This is a genomic window from Streptomyces sp. NPDC006326, assembly GCF_040612915.1.
Taxonomy (GTDB): domain Bacteria; phylum Actinomycetota; class Actinomycetes; order Streptomycetales; family Streptomycetaceae; genus Streptomyces.
Window position 1 is genome coordinate 71181 of record NZ_JBEXRC010000028.1, and the last position, 16480, is coordinate 87660.

Annotated in this window: 14 protein-coding genes; 7 read left to right on the top strand and 7 right to left on the bottom strand. The window is 72.7% G+C overall.

Annotated features, from left to right (window positions below; genetic code table 11):
• Positions 1–9 precede the first annotated feature (9 nt).
• Together ABZ128_RS21895 and dnaG are read left to right on the top strand one after the other, a co-directional pair.
• Entirely contained in the window at positions 10–1284 is a 1275-nt protein-coding gene (locus ABZ128_RS21895; RefSeq protein WP_356850442.1) for an FAD-dependent oxidoreductase, read from the top strand.
• Positions 1285–1362: 78 nt separating this feature from the next.
• Positions 1363–3270, top strand: coding sequence for a DNA primase (gene dnaG, locus ABZ128_RS21900; protein ID WP_356850443.1), 1908 nt, complete (start codon positions 1363–1365; stop codon positions 3268–3270).
• A gap of 67 nt (positions 3271–3337) precedes the next feature.
• Here dnaG and ABZ128_RS21905 read toward each other — a convergent pair whose 3' ends face one another.
• Entirely contained in the window at positions 3338–3754 is a 417-nt protein-coding gene (locus ABZ128_RS21905) for a gamma-glutamylcyclotransferase family protein (protein WP_356850444.1), read from the bottom strand.
• Positions 3751–4065, bottom strand: a complete 315-nt coding sequence (cutA, locus tag ABZ128_RS21910) for a divalent-cation tolerance protein CutA (protein ID WP_356850471.1) — start codon at positions 4063–4065, stop codon at positions 3751–3753. The genes ABZ128_RS21905 and cutA overlap by 4 nt, the downstream gene beginning before the upstream one ends.
• 357 nt (positions 4066–4422) lie before the next feature.
• Between cutA and ABZ128_RS21915 the strand changes: the two genes are divergently transcribed.
• On the top strand, positions 4423–4965 hold the full coding sequence (locus ABZ128_RS21915) for a hypothetical protein (RefSeq protein ID WP_356850445.1): 543 nt from the start codon (positions 4423–4425) through the stop codon (positions 4963–4965).
• A gap of 136 nt (positions 4966–5101) precedes the next feature.
• A complete protein-coding gene (locus tag ABZ128_RS21920; RefSeq protein WP_356850446.1) occupies positions 5102–5722 on the top strand; it encodes a class F sortase in 621 nt (206 codons plus the stop codon).
• Positions 5723–5779: 57 nt separating this feature from the next.
• Here the strand turns inward: ABZ128_RS21920 and ABZ128_RS21925 are convergent, their stop codons facing one another.
• Positions 5780–6556, bottom strand: coding sequence for a TSUP family transporter (locus ABZ128_RS21925; protein ID WP_356850447.1), 777 nt, complete (start codon positions 6554–6556; stop codon positions 5780–5782).
• A 249-nt stretch (positions 6557–6805) separates the two neighbouring features.
• Between ABZ128_RS21925 and ABZ128_RS21930 the strand changes: the two genes are divergently transcribed.
• Genes ABZ128_RS21930 through nirD form a run of 3 tightly spaced genes read left to right on the top strand, consistent with a single transcriptional unit; the run spans position 6806 to position 10991 of the window.
• On the top strand, positions 6806–8113 hold the full coding sequence (locus tag ABZ128_RS21930) for an FAD-dependent oxidoreductase (RefSeq protein ID WP_356850448.1): 1308 nt from the start codon (positions 6806–6808) through the stop codon (positions 8111–8113).
• A 2-nt stretch (positions 8114–8115) separates the two neighbouring features.
• Positions 8116–10650 (top strand): nitrite reductase large subunit NirB, encoded by a 2535-nt coding sequence (nirB, locus tag ABZ128_RS21935; protein ID WP_356850449.1) that lies wholly within the window; start codon positions 8116–8118, stop codon positions 10648–10650.
• Positions 10647–10991, top strand: a complete 345-nt coding sequence (gene nirD, locus ABZ128_RS21940) for a nitrite reductase small subunit NirD (RefSeq protein WP_356850450.1) — start codon at positions 10647–10649, stop codon at positions 10989–10991. Before nirB ends, nirD begins: the two co-directional genes overlap by 4 nt.
• A 54-nt stretch (positions 10992–11045) precedes the next feature.
• Here nirD and ABZ128_RS21945 read toward each other — a convergent pair whose 3' ends face one another.
• The 4 genes from ABZ128_RS21945 to ppdK all read right to left on the bottom strand — a co-directional run bounded on the left by ABZ128_RS21945 (position 11046) and on the right by ppdK (position 16334).
• A complete protein-coding gene (locus tag ABZ128_RS21945; protein ID WP_356850451.1) occupies positions 11046–11453 on the bottom strand; it encodes a VOC family protein in 408 nt (135 codons plus the stop codon).
• Positions 11454–11586: 133 nt separating this feature from the next.
• Entirely contained in the window at positions 11587–12048 is a 462-nt protein-coding gene (locus tag ABZ128_RS21950) for a group III truncated hemoglobin (protein ID WP_356850452.1), read from the bottom strand.
• 131 nt (positions 12049–12179) lie between these two features.
• Positions 12180–13232 (bottom strand): winged helix-turn-helix domain-containing protein, encoded by a 1053-nt coding sequence (locus ABZ128_RS21955; protein WP_356850453.1) that lies wholly within the window; start codon positions 13230–13232, stop codon positions 12180–12182.
• A 393-nt stretch (positions 13233–13625) separates the two neighbouring features.
• A complete protein-coding gene (ppdK, locus tag ABZ128_RS21960; RefSeq protein WP_356850454.1) occupies positions 13626–16334 on the bottom strand; it encodes a pyruvate, phosphate dikinase in 2709 nt (902 codons plus the stop codon).
• Between the last annotated feature and the right edge of the window lie 146 nt (positions 16335–16480).

The following is a 16480-nucleotide window of genomic DNA, read 5'->3' on the forward strand; positions in this document are numbered from 1 at the left end:
AGGCATCAGGTGGTCGACGCACATCGGACGTTCGTCATCGTCGGCGCAGGTCTGGCCGGGGCCAAGGCGGCCGAGACGCTGCGGTCGGAGGGGTTCACGGGGCGGGTGATCCTGATCGGCGACGAACGCGACCACCCCTACGAACGGCCGCCGCTCTCCAAGGGGTACCTCCAGGGCAAGGAGGAGCGCGACAGCGTCTTCGTCCACGAACCGTCCTGGTACGCGCGCGCCGACATCGAGCTGCACCTGGGCCAGCCCGCCGTCCAGTTGGACCGGGAGGCCAAGCGGGTGGTCCTCGGCGACGGCACGGCGCTGCACTACGACAAGCTGCTGCTGGCCACCGGAGCCGAGCCGCGCCGCCTCGACATCCCGGGGACCGGCCTGGCCGGGGTGCACCACCTGCGCCGGCTGGCCCACGCGGAGCGGCTGCGGGGCGTGCTGACCACCCTCGGCCGGGACAACGGCCATCTGCTGATCGCGGGCGCGGGCTGGATCGGGCTGGAGGTCGCGGCCGCGGCGCGCGGGTACGGGGCCGAGGTCACCGTCATCGAGCCGCTGGCGACGCCGCTGCACGCGGTGCTCGGCCCGGAGATCGGCCGGCTCTTCGGCGATCTGCACACCGAGCACGGGGTCCGCTTCCACTTCGGCTCGCGGCTCACCGAGATCGTCGGCCACGACGGCATGGTGCTGGCCGCCCGGACGGACGACGGGGACGAGCACCCGGCGCACGCCGTGCTGGCGGCGATCGGGGCGGCGCCGCGGACCGCGCTGGCGGAGACCTCGGGGCTGGCGCTGATCGACCGCGAGCACGGCGGCGGCATCGCGGTGGACGCCTCCCTGCGCACCTCCGACGCCGACATCTTCGCCGTCGGCGACGTGGCCGCCGCCCACCACCCGCTGCTGGGCACCCGGCTGCGGGTGGAGCACTGGGCGAACGCGCTCAACGGCGGACCGGCGGCGGCGCGGGCGATGCTGGGCCAGGAGGTCTCCTACGACCGCATCCCGTACTTCTTCTCCGACCAGTACGACGTGGGTCTGGAGTACTCGGGGTACGCCCCGGTCGGCGGCTACGACCAGGTGCTGATCCGCGGGGACGTGGCCCGGCGGGAGTTCATCGCCTTCTGGCTGTCGGAGGGGAGGGTGCTGGCCGGAATGAACGTGAACGTGTGGGACGTCACCGAGCACATCCAGGCCCTGATCAGGTCGAAGGCGCCCGTCAACCGCGAGGCGCTGGCGGACCCGACCGTTCCGTTGGCCTCCCTGGTACCGGCTCCGGGGGCGTGAGCGGAGGCTCGCGCGGGGCTGCCCGGAGACGGGCGGGGGCCTGACGGGATTGTCTGCGCCCGGCCGTAGACTTTGCGGGTGGCAGGACGGATCAACGACGACGACGTGAAGGCGGTACGGGACGCGGTCCCGATCGACGCCGTCGTGTCCGACTACCTCCAACTGCGCAACGCGGGCGGGGGCAACCTCAAGGGCCTGTGCCCCTTCCACGACGAGAAGTCCCCGTCCTTCCAGGTCAGCCCCAGCAAGGGCCTCTACCACTGCTTCGGCTGCCAGGCGGGCGGGGACACCCTCGACTTCATCATGAAGATCGACCACCTCTCCTTCTCAGAGGCGGTCGAGCGGCTGGCCGGACAGGCCGGCATCACCCTGCGGTACGAGGAGGGCGGCTACACCGCCGGCACCAGCGGCCGCGGTGAGCGGATCCGGCTCGTCGAGGCGCACAAGGCGGCCGCCCAGTTCTACGTCGAGCAGCTGGACGGCCCGGAGGCGGAGATCGGCCGCACGTTCCTGGCCGAGCGCGGCTTCGACCAGGCGGCGGCCGCCCACTTCGGCGTGGGCTACAGTCCGGCCGGCTGGGACCACCTGACCCGCTTCCTTCGCGGCCGGGGCTTCAGCGACAAGGAGCTGATCCTCTCCGGGCTGGCCCAGGACAGCCGCAGCGGGAAGCCCATCGACCGCTTCCGCGGCCGGCTGATGTGGCCGATCCGCGACATCACCGGCGAGGTGGTGGGCTTCGGCGCGCGCAAGCTGCGCGAGGACGACAACGGGCCGAAGTACCTGAACACGCCCGAGACGGCGATCTACAAGAAGTCCCAGGTGCTGTACGGCATCGACCTGGCGAAGAAGGAGATCGCGAAGACCTCGCGGGCCGTGGTCGTCGAGGGCTACACGGACGTGATGGCCTGCCACCTGGCCGGGGTGACGACCGCGATCGCGACCTGTGGCACGGCCTTCGGCGGTGACCACATCAAGATCCTGCGCCGCCTGCTGATGGACAACGCGACGGCCGAGGTGATCTTCACCTTCGACGGCGACGCGGCCGGGCAGAAGGCCGCCCTGCGCGCCTTCGAGGACGACCAGAAGTTCGCCGCGGAGACCTCGATCGCGATCACCCCGGGCGGCATGGACCCGTGCGACCTGCGGCTGGCGCAGGGCGACGCGGCCGTGGCGGGCCTGGTGGAATCGCGCACCCCGCTGTTCGAGTTCGCCCTGCGGCACATCGTGGCCCGGCACAACCTGGAGCACCCGGCGGGGCGGGCGGCCGCCCTGGACGAGGCGGCGCCGGTCGTCGCCCACATCAAGAACATCGCGATCCAGCACGAGTCGGCGGTCCAGCTGGCGGGCATGCTGGGCATCCGCGACGAGCAGTTCGTGGTCAAGCGGGTCGCGCAGCTGGCCCGCTGGGCGCGCGAGCGCGGCGACCGGCCCGGCGCCGACCGGCAGCCCGGCCCGCGCAGCCGCCCGTACGAGGCCGCGCCGGCGCCCGCCGCACAGCCGGGCGGCCCCGCGCTGAACCTGCGCAGCCCCGCGCACCGCACCGAGCGCGAACTGCTCAAGCTGGCGCTGCAGCGGCCGGAGCTGGTGTCCCCCGCCTTCGACGCGTACGGGGTGGACGAGTTCACCGCTCCCCCGTACGCGGCGGTCCGCCAGGCCGTCCAGGACGCGGGCGGCGCCTCGGCGGCCGCCTCGGACTACCTGGCCCGGGTCCGCGAGGCCGCGCCGAACGACACGGTGCGGGCGCTCGTCACCGAACTGGCGGTCGAGGCCATCCACGCGAAGACGGTGGACGAGGTGTACGCCGGCGTCCAGCTGGTCCAGGTCCGGCTGCGCGCGGTCGACCGCCGGGTGCACGAGGTCCAGGGCACCCTGGCGCGCATGGGCCCCCAGGCCCCGCCGGAGCAGCTGGCGGCGGTCCAGGAGGAGCTGTGGGTGCTCCAGCAGTACGGCCAGCGCCTGCGCAACCGCGGCGCCGAGGGTCTGTAGCCCCCGAGAGCTCCCCGGAATGCTCCCCGCCGGCTCCTCGCAGGCTCCCGGGTGCGGCGGGCATGCCTCAGCGCTTGAGCCAGTCGCCGCCGGGTATCTCGACGCCGGTGGCGCGCAGGCGGCGGGCGAGCAGGGGGGCCGCCAGGTAGACCCAGGCGGTGGTGCGGGTGCCGTCCGGGCGGACCGCTTCGCGCCGGACCCGGTCGTAGACGTTCAGGGGCCGGTCCGGGCCGTAGTACTCCTCCAGCCGGTCGAGCTCGGCCAGCAGGCTCTCGTACGCCTCCGGCGCCGGGGTGACCAGCTCGCCGACGATCTCGGAACCCGTGTGCGGGACGGCGTACGGGAATCCGGGGCCGTCGTAGAGCAGCGCGCCGGGGAGCCGGGCGGGCTCCTCGGCGGCGGTGCGGCCCCGCAGGAACAGGTCGTGGTTGACCTCGCCGGGCCGCAGGGTCCCGTAGACGAAGAGGGGGAGCCCGGCGCTCATCCGGCGCTCACCTCGGCCGCGACCCAGGCCAGGTAGTCCGCGCTGCCCCGCACCACCGCAGTGGCGATGATCTCCGGGGTGTCGTAGGGGTGCTCGGCGGTGAGCCGGGCCTCCAGGGCGGGGTAGGCGGACGCGGTGGTCTTGAACGAGACCTGCCACTCCTGGGAGGTCTCCAGGGCGCCCTTCCAGTGGTAGACCGAGGTCACCGGGCCGGTCACCTGCGCGCACGCGGCCAGCCGGGCCTGCACCGCGGTCCTGGCGAGGGCCGCTGCCTGCTCGGCCGAGTCGACCGTGGTCAGCACGGTGAGCACCTGGCCGTGCGGGGTCTGCGGCTGGTGCGGCCCTTGCGGCTCTTGCGGCTCTTGCGGCCGGTCGACCGATGTCACGGGGCCCTCCCTCGATGTCCCACGGAACAGCTCCTGGTCCGGGACCTGCGGGTCCCGAGTTTCCCAGCGTGCCCCCACCGTACGCACTGCTGTGCCGCAAACTCCCGCCGCCGGCAGCGGTGCAGCCATCACCCGGACGGGGTCAGGGCGCAGAGGGCGGCGGACACTGCCGTGACCTGGGCAGACAGGGTCGAGCGTAGATCACCTGACGGCCCTTCAGCAGGCGGTGCGCCGGTATGCCGGGTTACCTCGGATCACGACCCCGTGTTTCCAGGAGCCGCCATGCGCCGACGCACCGCCCATGTGCTCACCGCCACCGCGCTGACCGCTGCCGCGTTCACCGGCCCGGTCGCGGGCGCCGTCGTCGCCGCGGAACTCGGGACGGCGGGCTTCGCTCCGGGCGACTTCGCCGCGCTGGAGGTCTGGCCCAAGTCCGGCGCCACGGGGGCCACCGTCACGGTCAACACCACCGCCTGCGGCGCGGGCGGCCACGCCGACGGCGACGCGACCACGGTCGGCGGCGGCCGGTTCAAGCTGGTGCCGGGCACCCACAAGGAGGTGGTCGTGGGCCAGTTCCAGATCGCCCGCGGCACCCGCGCCGGCACCTACGCCATCGGCGCGACCTGCGCGAACGGCAAGTTCGCCACGGGCAACCTGATCGTCACCGAACGCGGCCCGCAGGGCCACGTCCGTACGGGAGTGGGAGGCGGGACGAGCACCACCACCGACCCCACCAAGATCGCGGCGGGAGCGGCCGTGCTGGCCGCGGCCGCCGTCGGCGGTACCTGGCTCCTGCGTCGCCGGGCGAGCGGCACGCGGAGCTGACGGGCGCCCACCGCGGCTGCGGCCGCGGTCCGACCGGTACCGCCCCCCGTCGCCCGCCCCGCGAGGTCCCCCCCGTTCGCGGGGCCGGGCGACGGCCTGTTCCACGCAGAGCACATCGATCGCCAAGGGGGCGCGCATGGGCACGGGCCAGGCCCGCCGCGGCGGGCTCGTCGCGCTCACCGCCTGCGTGGGCATCTGGCTCGTCACCAGCGGCTCCGGCGAGTCCGTACAGCCCCCACTGCCCTCCCCCGCCGAGGCGCTGAACGGGCAGACGTCCTACTCCGGCAGCATCGACCCGCTGCCCGGCTCTCCGCCGACCCGGATCCGGATCCCGTCGATCCGGGTGGACGCCCCGCTGACGGGGCTCGGCCTCGGGCCGGACGGCAGCCTTGAGGTACCGCCGCCCGCCCGCCGCGACCTGGCCGGGTGGTACCGCGACGGCACCACGCCCGGCGCGGTCGGCACCGCCGTCATCCTCGGCCACGTCGACCACGCCTCCGGGCCTGCGGTCTTCTACCACCTGGGCGCGCTGCGCCGCGGGGCGACGATCGAGGTGCCGCGCGCAGACGGGAGCACGGCCGTGTTCACCGTCCACGCCGTCGAGGTCTACGACGCCAAGGCCTTCCCGGACGCGCGCGTGTACGGGCCTTCGCCGCGCGCCGAGCTGCGGGTGATCACCTGCGGCGGCGGTTTCTCGCCCCGCACCGGCTACCGGGGCAACGTGGTCGTCTTCGCACACCTCACCGGGACCCGCTGAGGGACGCCTGCCCGGTCGGCTGCGGCCGGATCAGCCGGATCAGCCGGATCAGCCGGATCAGCCCCACTGCTCCAGGCCGAGCTTGACCACGAGGGCGCCGACCACGGTCAGCAGCACGCCCCGGACGAACCCGCTGCCCTTCTTCAGCGCCATCCGCGCGCCGACCATGCCGCCGGCCAGGTTGAAGGCGGCCATCAGTGCGGCCAGCTGCCACAGCACCATGCCCTGGTACGCGAACATCGCGAGGGCGCCGGCGTTCGTGCAGCAGTTGACGATCTTGGCGGTGGCGGAGGCGGTGACCAGGTCGAGGTGGAGCAGCGCGGTCAGTGCGAGGACCAGGAAGGTCCCGGTTCCCGGCCCGATGAGGCCGTCGTAGAAGCCGATCCCCAGACCGGCGAGCCCGATCGCGAGCAGCACGCGCCGGCGGCTGACGGGCGAGGCCGAGGGGGCGGTGCCGAAGGCGGGCCGGAAGGTGACGAAGGCACCGACGACCAGGAGCACCACCATGATCAGCGGGCGGAGTGCGTCCTTGCTGATGCCGCCGGCCAGCGCCGCGCCGCCCATGGATCCCGCGAGGGCGGCCAGGCCGATCCGGACGGCGAGCTTCACGTCCAAGGGCGCCTTGCGCACGTACGTCACCGCAGCCCCCGCGGTGCCGACGATGGCCACGGCCTTGTTGGTGCCGAGCACCGCGGCGGGCTGGGCGTTCGGAAGGCCGAGCAGCAGGGCGGGCAGGAGCAGCAGTCCGCCGCCGCCCACCACGGCGTCGATCCAGCCGGCCGCCGCGGCGGCCACGCACAGCATGATGATCATGGTCGTCGATATGTCAGGCACGGTCCCGACCCTAGGAAGAAGTCGGCTGTACGGGCCATCGATCGCCGAAAACTTGCGCAAAGGTTGAGCTTCGTCCCGGGCGCGCCACCCGTCCCACCGGGCGCGCCACGCGTCCCACCGGTCTCACCGCCCGTCCCGCGCGCCCCGGCCCCTCCCTCACCGGCCTCCGGCCGGGACGCTGAGGTGCGCGTTCCGTCCGGGTAACAACGGCGATGCGGCAGGGAAACAGCGGCGGCGCACGCTCGTGCCATGACCTCGAAACAGCGTGTGGTGGTGATCGGCGCCGGACTGGCCGGCCTGCGGTTCGCCGCGCGGCTGGGCGCCGGCGCCCAGGTGCGGGTCCTCGGCGAGGAGCCGCACCTGCCGTACAACCGGGTGCTGCTGGCGGAGGTCCTGGCGGGCCGGTACGCCCCCGACGTGACCGCCCTCCCGGCCCCCGGCGCGACGGTGCGGCGGGGCGTACGGGCGGTCCGGATCGACCGGGCCGAGCAGCTCGTGCACTGCGACGACGGCAGTGCCGAGGCGTACGACACCCTGGTCCTGGCCACCGGCTCCAACCCGGTCCTCCCGCCGCTGCGCGGGCTGTTCACCCCGTGCGGCCGGGAACTCCCCGACGGGGTGCACGCGTTCCGCACGATGGACGACTGCCTGGCGCTGTCGGCGGCCGTGGCGGCGCGGCCCGGTGTGCGGGCGGTGGTCATCGGCGGCGGTCTCCTCGGGGTCTCCGCCGCCCGGGCACTGGCCGAGCGGGGGGCCCAGGTGGTCCTGGCCCAGCAGGGCGAGCGCCTGATGGAACGCCAGCTGGACGCGGACGCCTCGGAGCTGCTGCACGCCCATCTGGCCGCGCTCGGCATCGAGATCCACACCCAGTGCCGGGTCCGCGGCCTGGTCACGAGCCCGGCCGCCGCGAGGCCGGGGGCGGATCCTGAGGGGCGCGCCGTCACCGCCGTCGAGCTCGCCGACGGCTACCGCCTCGACGCCGACCTCGTGGTGCTCGCCTGCGGCGTACGCCCCCGTACGGGCCTCGCGCTGGCCGCCGGGCTGCCCGTACGCACCGGCATCGTGGTCGACGACCGGCTGCGGACCGCCGACCCCCGCATCCACGCCATCGGCGACTGCGCCGAGCACGCCGGGCGGGTGTACGGCCTGGCCGGTCCCGCGCTGGAACAGGCCGACGCCCTGGCCGCCGTCCTCGCCGCGGGCGCACCCGCCGACGAAGCCGACGCCGGAACCGACGGCGACGGCACCGGGAGCCCCACCGCCCCCGGCTACGGCGGAACCCGCGCCCTGACCCGCCTCACCCTCGCGGCCGCCGGCCCCGGTCCCTTCGACCTCGCCGTCTTCGGCGAGACGACCCCGCTGCCCGGGGACGACGTGGTCCGCCTCACCGACGCCACCCGCCGCACCTACCGCAAGGTCGTGGTCCGCGGCGACCGGCTCGTCGGCGGCGTCCTGCTCGGCGAGCTGTCCACCGTGGGCGCCCTCGCCCGCAGCTGGGAAGGCGACCAGCCCCTCAACGACCTGACGCACCTGCTCACCGACGACGGAGGCTCCTGAACATGGCCGCTCCCACGCCCACGCCCACCCCCGCCATCGTGCTCATCGGCCACGGCATGGTCGGCCAGCGCTACCTGGAGGCACTCGCCGAGCGCGGCGCCACCGCCACCCACCGGATCACCGTGCTCTGCGAGGAGCCCCGGCCCGCCTACGACCGTGTGCACCTGACCTCGTACTTCTCCGGCAGCACCCCCGAGGACCTCTCCCTGACCCCGGCCGGGTTCATGGAGGAGCACGGGATCGAGCTCCTCCTCGGCGATCCCGCCGAGACCATCGACCGCGACGCCCGCACCGTCACCTCCCGCTCCGGGCGGGTGGTCCCGTACGACGTGCTCGTGCTCGCGACCGGCAGCTACCCCTTCGTGCCGCCCGTTCCGGGCAAGGACGCCCCGGGCTGCTTCGTGTACCGCACCATCGAGGACCTCCTCGCGATCGAGGAGTACGCGAAGACCCGGACCACCGGCGCCGTCGTCGGCGGCGGCCTCCTCGGCCTGGAGGCGGCCGGAGCCCTCCAGGGCCTGGGCCTCTCCTCCCGCATCGTGGAGTTCGCCCCCCGCCTGATGCCCGTCCAGGTCGACGACGGCGGCGGCGCCGCCCTGCTGCGCACCATCGAGTCGATGGGCCTGACCGTGCACACCGGCGTCGGCACCCAGGAGGTCGTGACCGGCGAGGACGGCGCGGTGTGCGGGATGCGGCTCTCCGACGGCACCACCGTCCCGACCGAACTGGTCGTCTTCTCCGCCGGCGTCCGCCCCCGCGACCAGCTGGCCCGCGACTGCGGGCTGGAGACGGGCGAACGCGGCGGCATCCGCGTCGACTCCCGTTGCCGCACCTCCGACCCCTTCGTCTACGCCATCGGTGAGTGCGCACAGGCCGTGGACGGCCGCGTCTACGGCCTGGTCGCCCCCGGGTACGAGATGGCCGAGACGGCCGCCGAGGACCTCCTGGGCCGCGAGAAGGAGTTCACCGGAGCCGACCTCTCCACCAAGCTCAAGCTCCTCGGGGTCGACGTGGCCTCCTTCGGCGACGCCCACGGCGCCGCCGACGGCAGCCTCGACGTCGTCTACTCCGACTCCCGCTCCGGCGTCTACAAGAAGCTGGTCGTCTCCCCCGACGGGGTGCTGCTCGGCGGCGTCCTGGTGGGCGACGCGGACGCGTACGGGCTGCTGCGCCCGCTCACCGGAAGCGTCCCGCCCATCGCCCCGGACCAGCTGGTCCTGCCGGCCGGCCTCGGCCCCGCCGCACAGCTCGGCCCGGCGTCCCTGCCCGACAGCGCGGTGATCTGCTCCTGCCACAACGTCACGAAGAAGGCGATCGCCGCCTGCGCGAGCCTGGCCGAGGTCAAGCAGTGCACGAAGGCGGGCACCGGCTGCGGCGGCTGCCTCAAGGTGATCGGCCAGCTGCTGCCGCCCCCGGCCGACAAGGGCCTGTGCGCCTGCTTCCCGTTCACCCGGGCCGAGCTCTACGAGATCGTCCGCACCCGCCGCCTGACCTCGTACGAGCAGCTCCTCGACGGCCACGGCAGGCCGGAGGCGCGCGGCGGGGACGGCTGTGAGGTGTGCAAGCCCGCCGTCGGCTCGATCATCGCCTCGCTCGCCCCGACCCTCGGTGCGAGCGGCTACGTCCTGGACGGGGAGCAGGCCTCCCTCCAGGACACCAACGACCACTTCCTCGCGAACCTCCAGCGCAACGGCTCCTACTCGGTCGTCCCGCGCATCCCCGGCGGCGAGATCACCCCCGACAAGCTGATCGTGATCGGCGAGGTGGCCCGCGACTTCGGCCTCTACACGAAGATCACCGGCGGGCAGCGCATCGACCTCTTCGGTGCCCGCGTCGACCAGCTCCCGCAGATCTGGGCCCGGCTCGTCGATGCCGGCTTCGAGTCCGGCCACGCGTACGGGAAGGCCCTGCGCACGGTGAAGTCCTGCGTCGGGCAGACCTGGTGCCGCTACGGCGTACAGGACAGCGTGCGGATGGCCATCGACCTGGAGCTGCGCTACCGCGGGCTGCGCGCCCCCCACAAGCTCAAGTCGGCGGTCTCCGGCTGCACCCGGGAGTGCGCGGAGGCGCAGAGCAAGGACTTCGGGGTGATCGCCACGGCGAACGGCTGGAACCTCTACGTCGGCGGCAACGGCGGGGCCACGCCGCGCCACGCCGACCTGCTGGCCCAGGACCTGTCCGACGCCGAACTGGTCCGGCTGATCGACCGGTTCCTGATGTTCTACATCCGCACTGCCGACCGGCTGGAGCGCACGTCCAGCTGGCTGGACCGGCTGGAGGGCGGCCTGGACCACCTGCGGGACGTGGTCGTGCACGACTCGCTCGGGCTGTGCGCGGAGCTGGAGGCCCTGATGGCCGACCACGTGGCGCACTACCGCGACGAATGGTCCGAGACCCTTCAGGACCCGGAGCGGCTGCGCCGGTTCGTGTCCTTCGTGAACGCGCCGGGCGCCCCCGATCCGACCGTGCGCTTCGTACCCGAACGCGATCAGGTCAAGCCCGACCTCGCCGTACTCACCCTGGGAGGCACCCGATGACCGTGGAACTGCAAGTGGCCGAAGGCTGGCTGACGGTGTGCGAACGGTCCGCGCTGACGCCCGGGCGCGGGGTCGCGGTGCTGCTGCCGGACGGCGGCCAGGCCGCGGTGTTCATCGGCCGCTCGGGGAACCTGTACGCCATCGACAACCAGGACCCCTTCACCGGGGCGTTCGTGCTCTCGCGGGGGCTGGTGGGCTGCGCGGAGGGCCGGCCGTTCGTGGCCTCGCCGCTGCTCAAGCAGCGTTTCGACCTGGCGTCGGGACACTGCCTGGACGAGGAGGGGGTGGCGGTCCGGACCTATCCGGTGCGGACCGCCGTCACCTCGGGCGTCGGGGCGTAGCCGGGCCCCGGAGTGGGCCGGGCCGCGTGGTGCGGCCCGGGCCGTGGCCCGGCGTCAGCCCTGGACGGCGGCCGGGTCCATCCAGAAGACCTCCCAGGTGTGCCCGTCGAGGTCCTCGAAGGCCCGCCCGTACATGAAGCCGTGGTCCTGGGCGGGGCGGGGCTCGCTGCCGCCGGCGCCGAGGGCCGCGTCGACGAGCTCGTCGACCGCGGCGCGGCTGTCGGCGCTCAGGGCGATCAGCACCTCGGTGGTGGTGGAGGTGTCGGCGATGGCCTTGTGGGTGAAGTCCTTGAAGCGGGACTCGGTCAGCAGCATCGCGTAGATGGTGTCGCTGATGACGAGGGAGGCGCCGTTCTCGTCGGTGAACTGGGCGTTGAACGCGTAGCCGAGCTTGGTCCAGAAGCCCTTGCTGGCCTCCAGGTCCTTGACCGGCAGGTTGACGAAGATCATCGTGGAGGACATCGCGGTCTCTCTTCTCTCTCGGATCGCCCGTGTTTCGCGGTGCTGTCGAGAGGTAGACCGCGGGCGGCCGGGGAACTCATCGCTCCCGGGGAAAGATTTTTCCGCCGCTTCCCGGAGGGGGCCTACCCGCAGGTCAGGCCACCGTACGGAGTTCCAGGGCGGCCAGCGGGATGAAGCCCCGGCCGTCCCCGCCCTCCAGCGGTGCGTCCCGGCCGGCCAGCCGGGCGTGCAGGGCCAGCGCGATCCGTTCGCCGTGCGCCTTGGCCTGCTCCGCCCGAGGCCCCCGGTGCAGGCCGTCGATCGTGGCCCGCCACAGCTGCACCCAGCGCCCGAAGTCCTCGGCGGTCATCTCCCGCGCCGCGTTCAGGGCGGCGTGCGGGGCGAAGGCGTTGCCCGTGTAGTCGGTGCTGCGGAACAGGGCCCGCTCCCAGAAGTCGGCGATCCGGGGCAGATGGGCGTCCAGGTCGGTGCCGGCGATCTCGGTGAAGAAGGGTCCGATCCTGCGGTCGGCGAAGGCGGCCGCGTAGAAGCGGCGCAGCAGCGCGAGGAGGTCGGCGCGGCCCGCAATGTCCTGGTCGGCGGCAAAGTGGTTCATCGGTCCACCATTCTCGCGCATACGGGGGCTCCCCAGGGCCGGAAGTCCCCGAGTACGTCACCACGGTACGGGGGCGCCCCGGACCGCGGGAGCGGTCCGGGGCCCTCGCGGCGCCTGTGGGGACGGGCCGGCTAGGAAGCCACCGCGCCGCCCTTGAGCAGGGCCGCGCCGAGCGGGGTCACCGTGTGCAGGACGGCGTTGCCGCGGCGCAGGGTGGTCACCAGCCCGGCTTCGCGCATGACGCAGGCGTGCTGGCTCGCGGAGGCCAGGGAGACGCCGGCCCGGCGGGCGAGCTCGCTGGTGGTGGCGCCGTCGCCGATGGCCCGCAGCACCACGGAGCGGGTGTGCCCGACGAGCTTGCCGAGGGTGCGCTGACGCTGCTCCTCCAGGGGCCGAATCGATTCGCCACCGGCAGGCGCGGAGGCCAGCTGCGCCGCCGCCGGATAGACCAGCACGGGCGGCAGCTCGGGGTCGTGCAGCGTCACCGCCGTGCGCCGGCAGAAGAACGACGGCTGGAGCAGCAGGCCGCGCCCGCGCAGCCGCACATCGCGGTCCACGGGGTAGTCGCACTCCAGGACCGGGGCTCGCCAGCGCAGCATGGGCGGCAGCGAGGCCAGCAGCTCGTCGGCGCCGCCGTCGAGCAGGGCCCGGCCGCGGGCGGCGCGTTCGGCCTCGATCTGGGCCTGGATGTGGGTCCAGTACGGGGCCACGGCCGCCCGGTGGTAGCCGCGCAGCTCCCCCAGCAGCCGGGGCACGTGCTTGGTGCCGCCGTCCATGAACTCCCGCAGGCGCCGCGGGACGGGTGCGTCGACCCGGCCGCTCGGACCCGAGGGCATGCCGAAGGCGTCGCCCACGCCCGTGCCCGCCCCCATCAGGGCGAGCTCGCGCCGGATCCGCTCGGGGCGGATGGCGCGCAGGGCGTCGAGGCCCACGTCCCACCCGTACTGCCCCTCCACAGGGGTCAGGAAATCGGGGAAATAGCCGCGACTCGGTATGAGCGCGCCGAGCAAGCGTGTTTCACCATTCAACCTGCTGCGGGCTTCTGTTCGCCATTCACCGAAGAACCGGGGGTCACGCCGGTCTCTTAAGCGGTGAAAACTCAGAATCGTTTCCCACAACGCATCGGGACGCCCTGCCATCCGTACGCGTGCCAGGTCCACTCCAGTGAAATGGATACGCAGCACCGAACCCCCACCTGTGCAACCGCAATCCCCCCGCCCCATGAGTATGCATGCCGTCACACGACGTCACCACGCCCTTTCAGCCACAGTTGAAACCCCTTTCGGCAGGGGCGTGACAACCGAAATCCTGTACTCCGCCAGGCACACTCCAGTGCGACCGAAACGCTCCGTGAAGGCCGTGGGGGGCTTTGCGGGGCCTGGCGGTCGGTCGCACCGGGAAGCGCCGACGTGCCTGGCGGATTGACAGCAGGCGGTGGACGGGTGGGGATCCGTCCACCGCCTGCTGGCGTAAGCAACTTTGTTGAAGAGGAAAAAATTGGACGCGCCTGCCCACGGGGGTCAGGGAACCCGAAGGCAGGCGCGGTCACGGGGCGGCCCGGCAAGGGCCGCGGGGGGTCAGCGGCTGTCGCTGCCCTTCGCCTCGGCGGCGGCACGGCCGGCCTCCAGGCGCGCCACCGGAATCCGGAACGGCGAGCAGGAGACGTAGTCGAGGCCTACCTCGTGGAAGAAGTGGACGGACTCGGGGTCACCGCCGTGCTCGCCGCAGACGCCGAGCTTGAGGTCGGGGCGGGTGGCCCGGCCGGCCTGGACCGCGCTGCGGACCAGGGAGCCGACGCCGTCCTTGTCGATGGTCTCGAAGGGCGAGACACCGAAGATGCCCTTCTCCAGGTACGCGGTGAAGAAGCTGGCCTCGACGTCGTCGCGGGAGAAGCCCCACACCGTCTGGGTCAGGTCGTTCGTGCCGAAGGAGAAGAACTGCGCGGCCTCGGCGATCTGCCCGGCCGTCAGGGCGGCGCGCGGCAGCTCGATCATGGTGCCGATGGTCAGCTTGAGGCTGGTGCCGGTGGCGGCCTCGACCTCGGCGATGACCGCGTCGGCCTCCTCGCGGACGATCTCCAGCTCCTGGACGGTGCCCACGAGCGGGATCATGATCTCGGCGCGGGGGTCGCCCTTGGCGTTCTTGCGCTCGGCCGCGGCCTCGGCGATCGCCCGGACCTGCATGGCGAACAGACCGGGGATGACCAGGCCGAGGCGAACACCGCGCAGACCCAGCATCGGGTTCTGCTCGTGCAGCTTGTGCACGGCCTGGAGCAGGCGCAGGTCGTTCTCGTTGGCGTCCTTGCGGGACTCGGCGAGGGCGACGCGCACCGACAGCTCGGTGATGTCGGGCAGGAACTCGTGCAGCGGCGGGTCGAGGAGCCGGACGGTGACCGGCAGGCCGTCCATCGCCTCGAAGAGCTCGACGAAGTCCTTCTTCTGCAGCGGGAGGAGGGCACTGAGTGCCTCTTCGCGCTCGGAGTCGGTGTCGGCGAGGATCAGGCGCTCGACCATCTCGCGGCGCTCACCGAGGAACATGTGCTCGGTGCGGCACAGGCCGATGCCCTGGGCACCGAAGCGGCGGGCGCGCGAGGCGTCCTCGGCGTTGTCGGCGTTGGCCCGCACGCGCAGCCGGCGGACGCGGTCCGCGTAGGCCATGATCCGGTGGACGGCGGCGACCAGCTCGTCGGCGTCGTCGGCGCCGGCGTGCATCCGGCCCTCGAAGTACTCGACGACCGGCGAGGGTACGACGGGTACCTCACCGAGGTAGACCTTGCCGGTGGAGCCGTCGATGGAGACGACGTCGCCTTCCTCGATCACCGTGCCGCCGACCGTCATCCGGCGGCGCTTGGTGTCGACCTCCAGGTCCTCGGCGCCGCACACACAGGTCTTGCCCATGCCGCGGGCCACGACCGCCGCGTGGGAGGTCTTGCCGCCGCGCGAGGTCAGGATGCCCTCGGCGGCGATCATGCCGTCCAGGTCGTCCGGGTTGGTCTCGCGGCGGATCAGGATGACCTTCTCGCCGGAGCGGGACCACTTGACGGCCGTGTAGGAGTCGAAGACGGCCTTGCCGACCGCCGCGCCCGGGGAGGCGGCGATGCCGCGGCCGAGCAGCTCGGTCTGCGCGCTCTCGTCGAAGCGCGGGAACATCAGCTGCGCGAGCTGGTGGCCGGTGACGCGCTGGAGGGCCTCGGCCTCGTCGATCAGGCCCTGGTCGACGAGCTGGGTGGCGATGCGGAAGGCGGCGCCGGCGGTGCGCTTGCCCACGCGCGTCTGCAGCATCCACAGCTGGCCGCGCTCGATCGTGAACTCGATGTCGCAGAGGTCCTTGTAGTGGGTCTCCAGCGTCTCCATGATCGTCATGAGCTGGTCGTACGAGGCCTTGTCGATGGCCTCCAGGTCCGCGAGCGGGACGGTGTTGCGGATGCCCGCGACGACGTCCTCGCCCTGGGCGTTCTGGAGGTAGTCGCCGTAGACGCCCTGGTGGCCGCTGGCGGGGTCGCGGGTGAACGCGACGCCGGTGCCGGAGTCGGGGCCGAGGTTGCCGAAGACCATGGAGCAGATGTTGACCGCGGTGCCCAGGTCGCCCGGGATGCGCTCCTGGCGGCGGTAGAGCTTGGCGCGGTCGGTGTTCCAGGAGTTGAAGACCGCCTCGACGGCGAGGTCCATCTGCTCGCGGGCGTCCTGCGGGAACTCGCGGCCGGCCTCCTTCGCGACGATCTTCTTGAAGACCTTGACGAGCTTCTTCAGGTCGGCGGCGTCGAGGTCGGTGTCGACGGTGACCTTCTTGGCGGCCTTGGCCTCGTCGAGGGCGTCCTCGAAGAGCTCGCCCTCGACGCCGAGGACGGTCTTGCCGAACATCTGGATCAGGCGGCGGTACGAGTCCCACGCGAAGCGCTCGTCACCGGCCTGGGAGGCGAGGCCGGTCACGGACTCGTCGGAGAGGCCGATGTTGAGGACCGTGTCCATCATGCCCGGCATCGAGAACTTGGCGCCGGAGCGCACGGAGACCAGCAGCGGGTCGTCCGACTGGCCGAGCTTCTTGCCCATCTTGGCCTCAAGGGCGGCGAGGTGGGCGCTGACCTCGTCGCGCAGCGCGGCCGGGGCCTCACCGCTCTCCAGGTAGACCTTGCAGGCCTCGGTGGTGATGGTGAAGCCGGGAGGGACCGGGAGACCCAGGTTGGTCATCTCGGCGAGGTTGGCCCCCTTGCCGCCGAGAAGGTCCTTGAGGTCGCGGTTTCCCTCGGTGAAGTCGTAGACGAACTTCTGCTCTTTGTTTTCCGACACGGGTCTCGACTCCTCGAGGACTCGGTGGCTGCCCTGACGGCCAGGAACATACCCAGATCGAAGGCTTCTGGGTACGTCCACTTGGTCGTCATGCGGCTGTAACCACTCGTGCGCCAGCAGATCGAAAGTGACTGATGGGTAGCTGA

Coding starts and splice junctions, on each gene's coding strand:
- ABZ128_RS21950 (WP_356850452.1), bottom strand. CDS start 12,048: ATGAACCACTTTGCCGCCGACCAGGACATTGCGGGCCGCGCCGACCTC.
- ABZ128_RS21945 (WP_356850451.1), bottom strand. CDS start 11,453: ATGTCCTCCACGATGATCTTCGTCAACCTGCCGGTCAAGGACCTGGAG.
- ABZ128_RS21915 (WP_356850445.1), top strand. CDS start 4,423: ATGCGCCGACGCACCGCCCATGTGCTCACCGCCACCGCGCTGACCGCT.
- ABZ128_RS21905 (WP_356850444.1), bottom strand. CDS start 3,754: ATGAGCGCCGGGCTCCCCCTCTTCGTCTACGGGACCCTGCGGCCCGGC.
- nirB (WP_356850449.1), top strand. CDS start 8,116: ATGGCCGCTCCCACGCCCACGCCCACCCCCGCCATCGTGCTCATCGGC.
- ABZ128_RS21930 (WP_356850448.1), top strand. CDS start 6,806: ATGACCTCGAAACAGCGTGTGGTGGTGATCGGCGCCGGACTGGCCGGC.
- ABZ128_RS21920 (WP_356850446.1), top strand. CDS start 5,102: ATGGGCACGGGCCAGGCCCGCCGCGGCGGGCTCGTCGCGCTCACCGCC.
- nirD (WP_356850450.1), top strand. CDS start 10,647: ATGACCGTGGAACTGCAAGTGGCCGAAGGCTGGCTGACGGTGTGCGAA.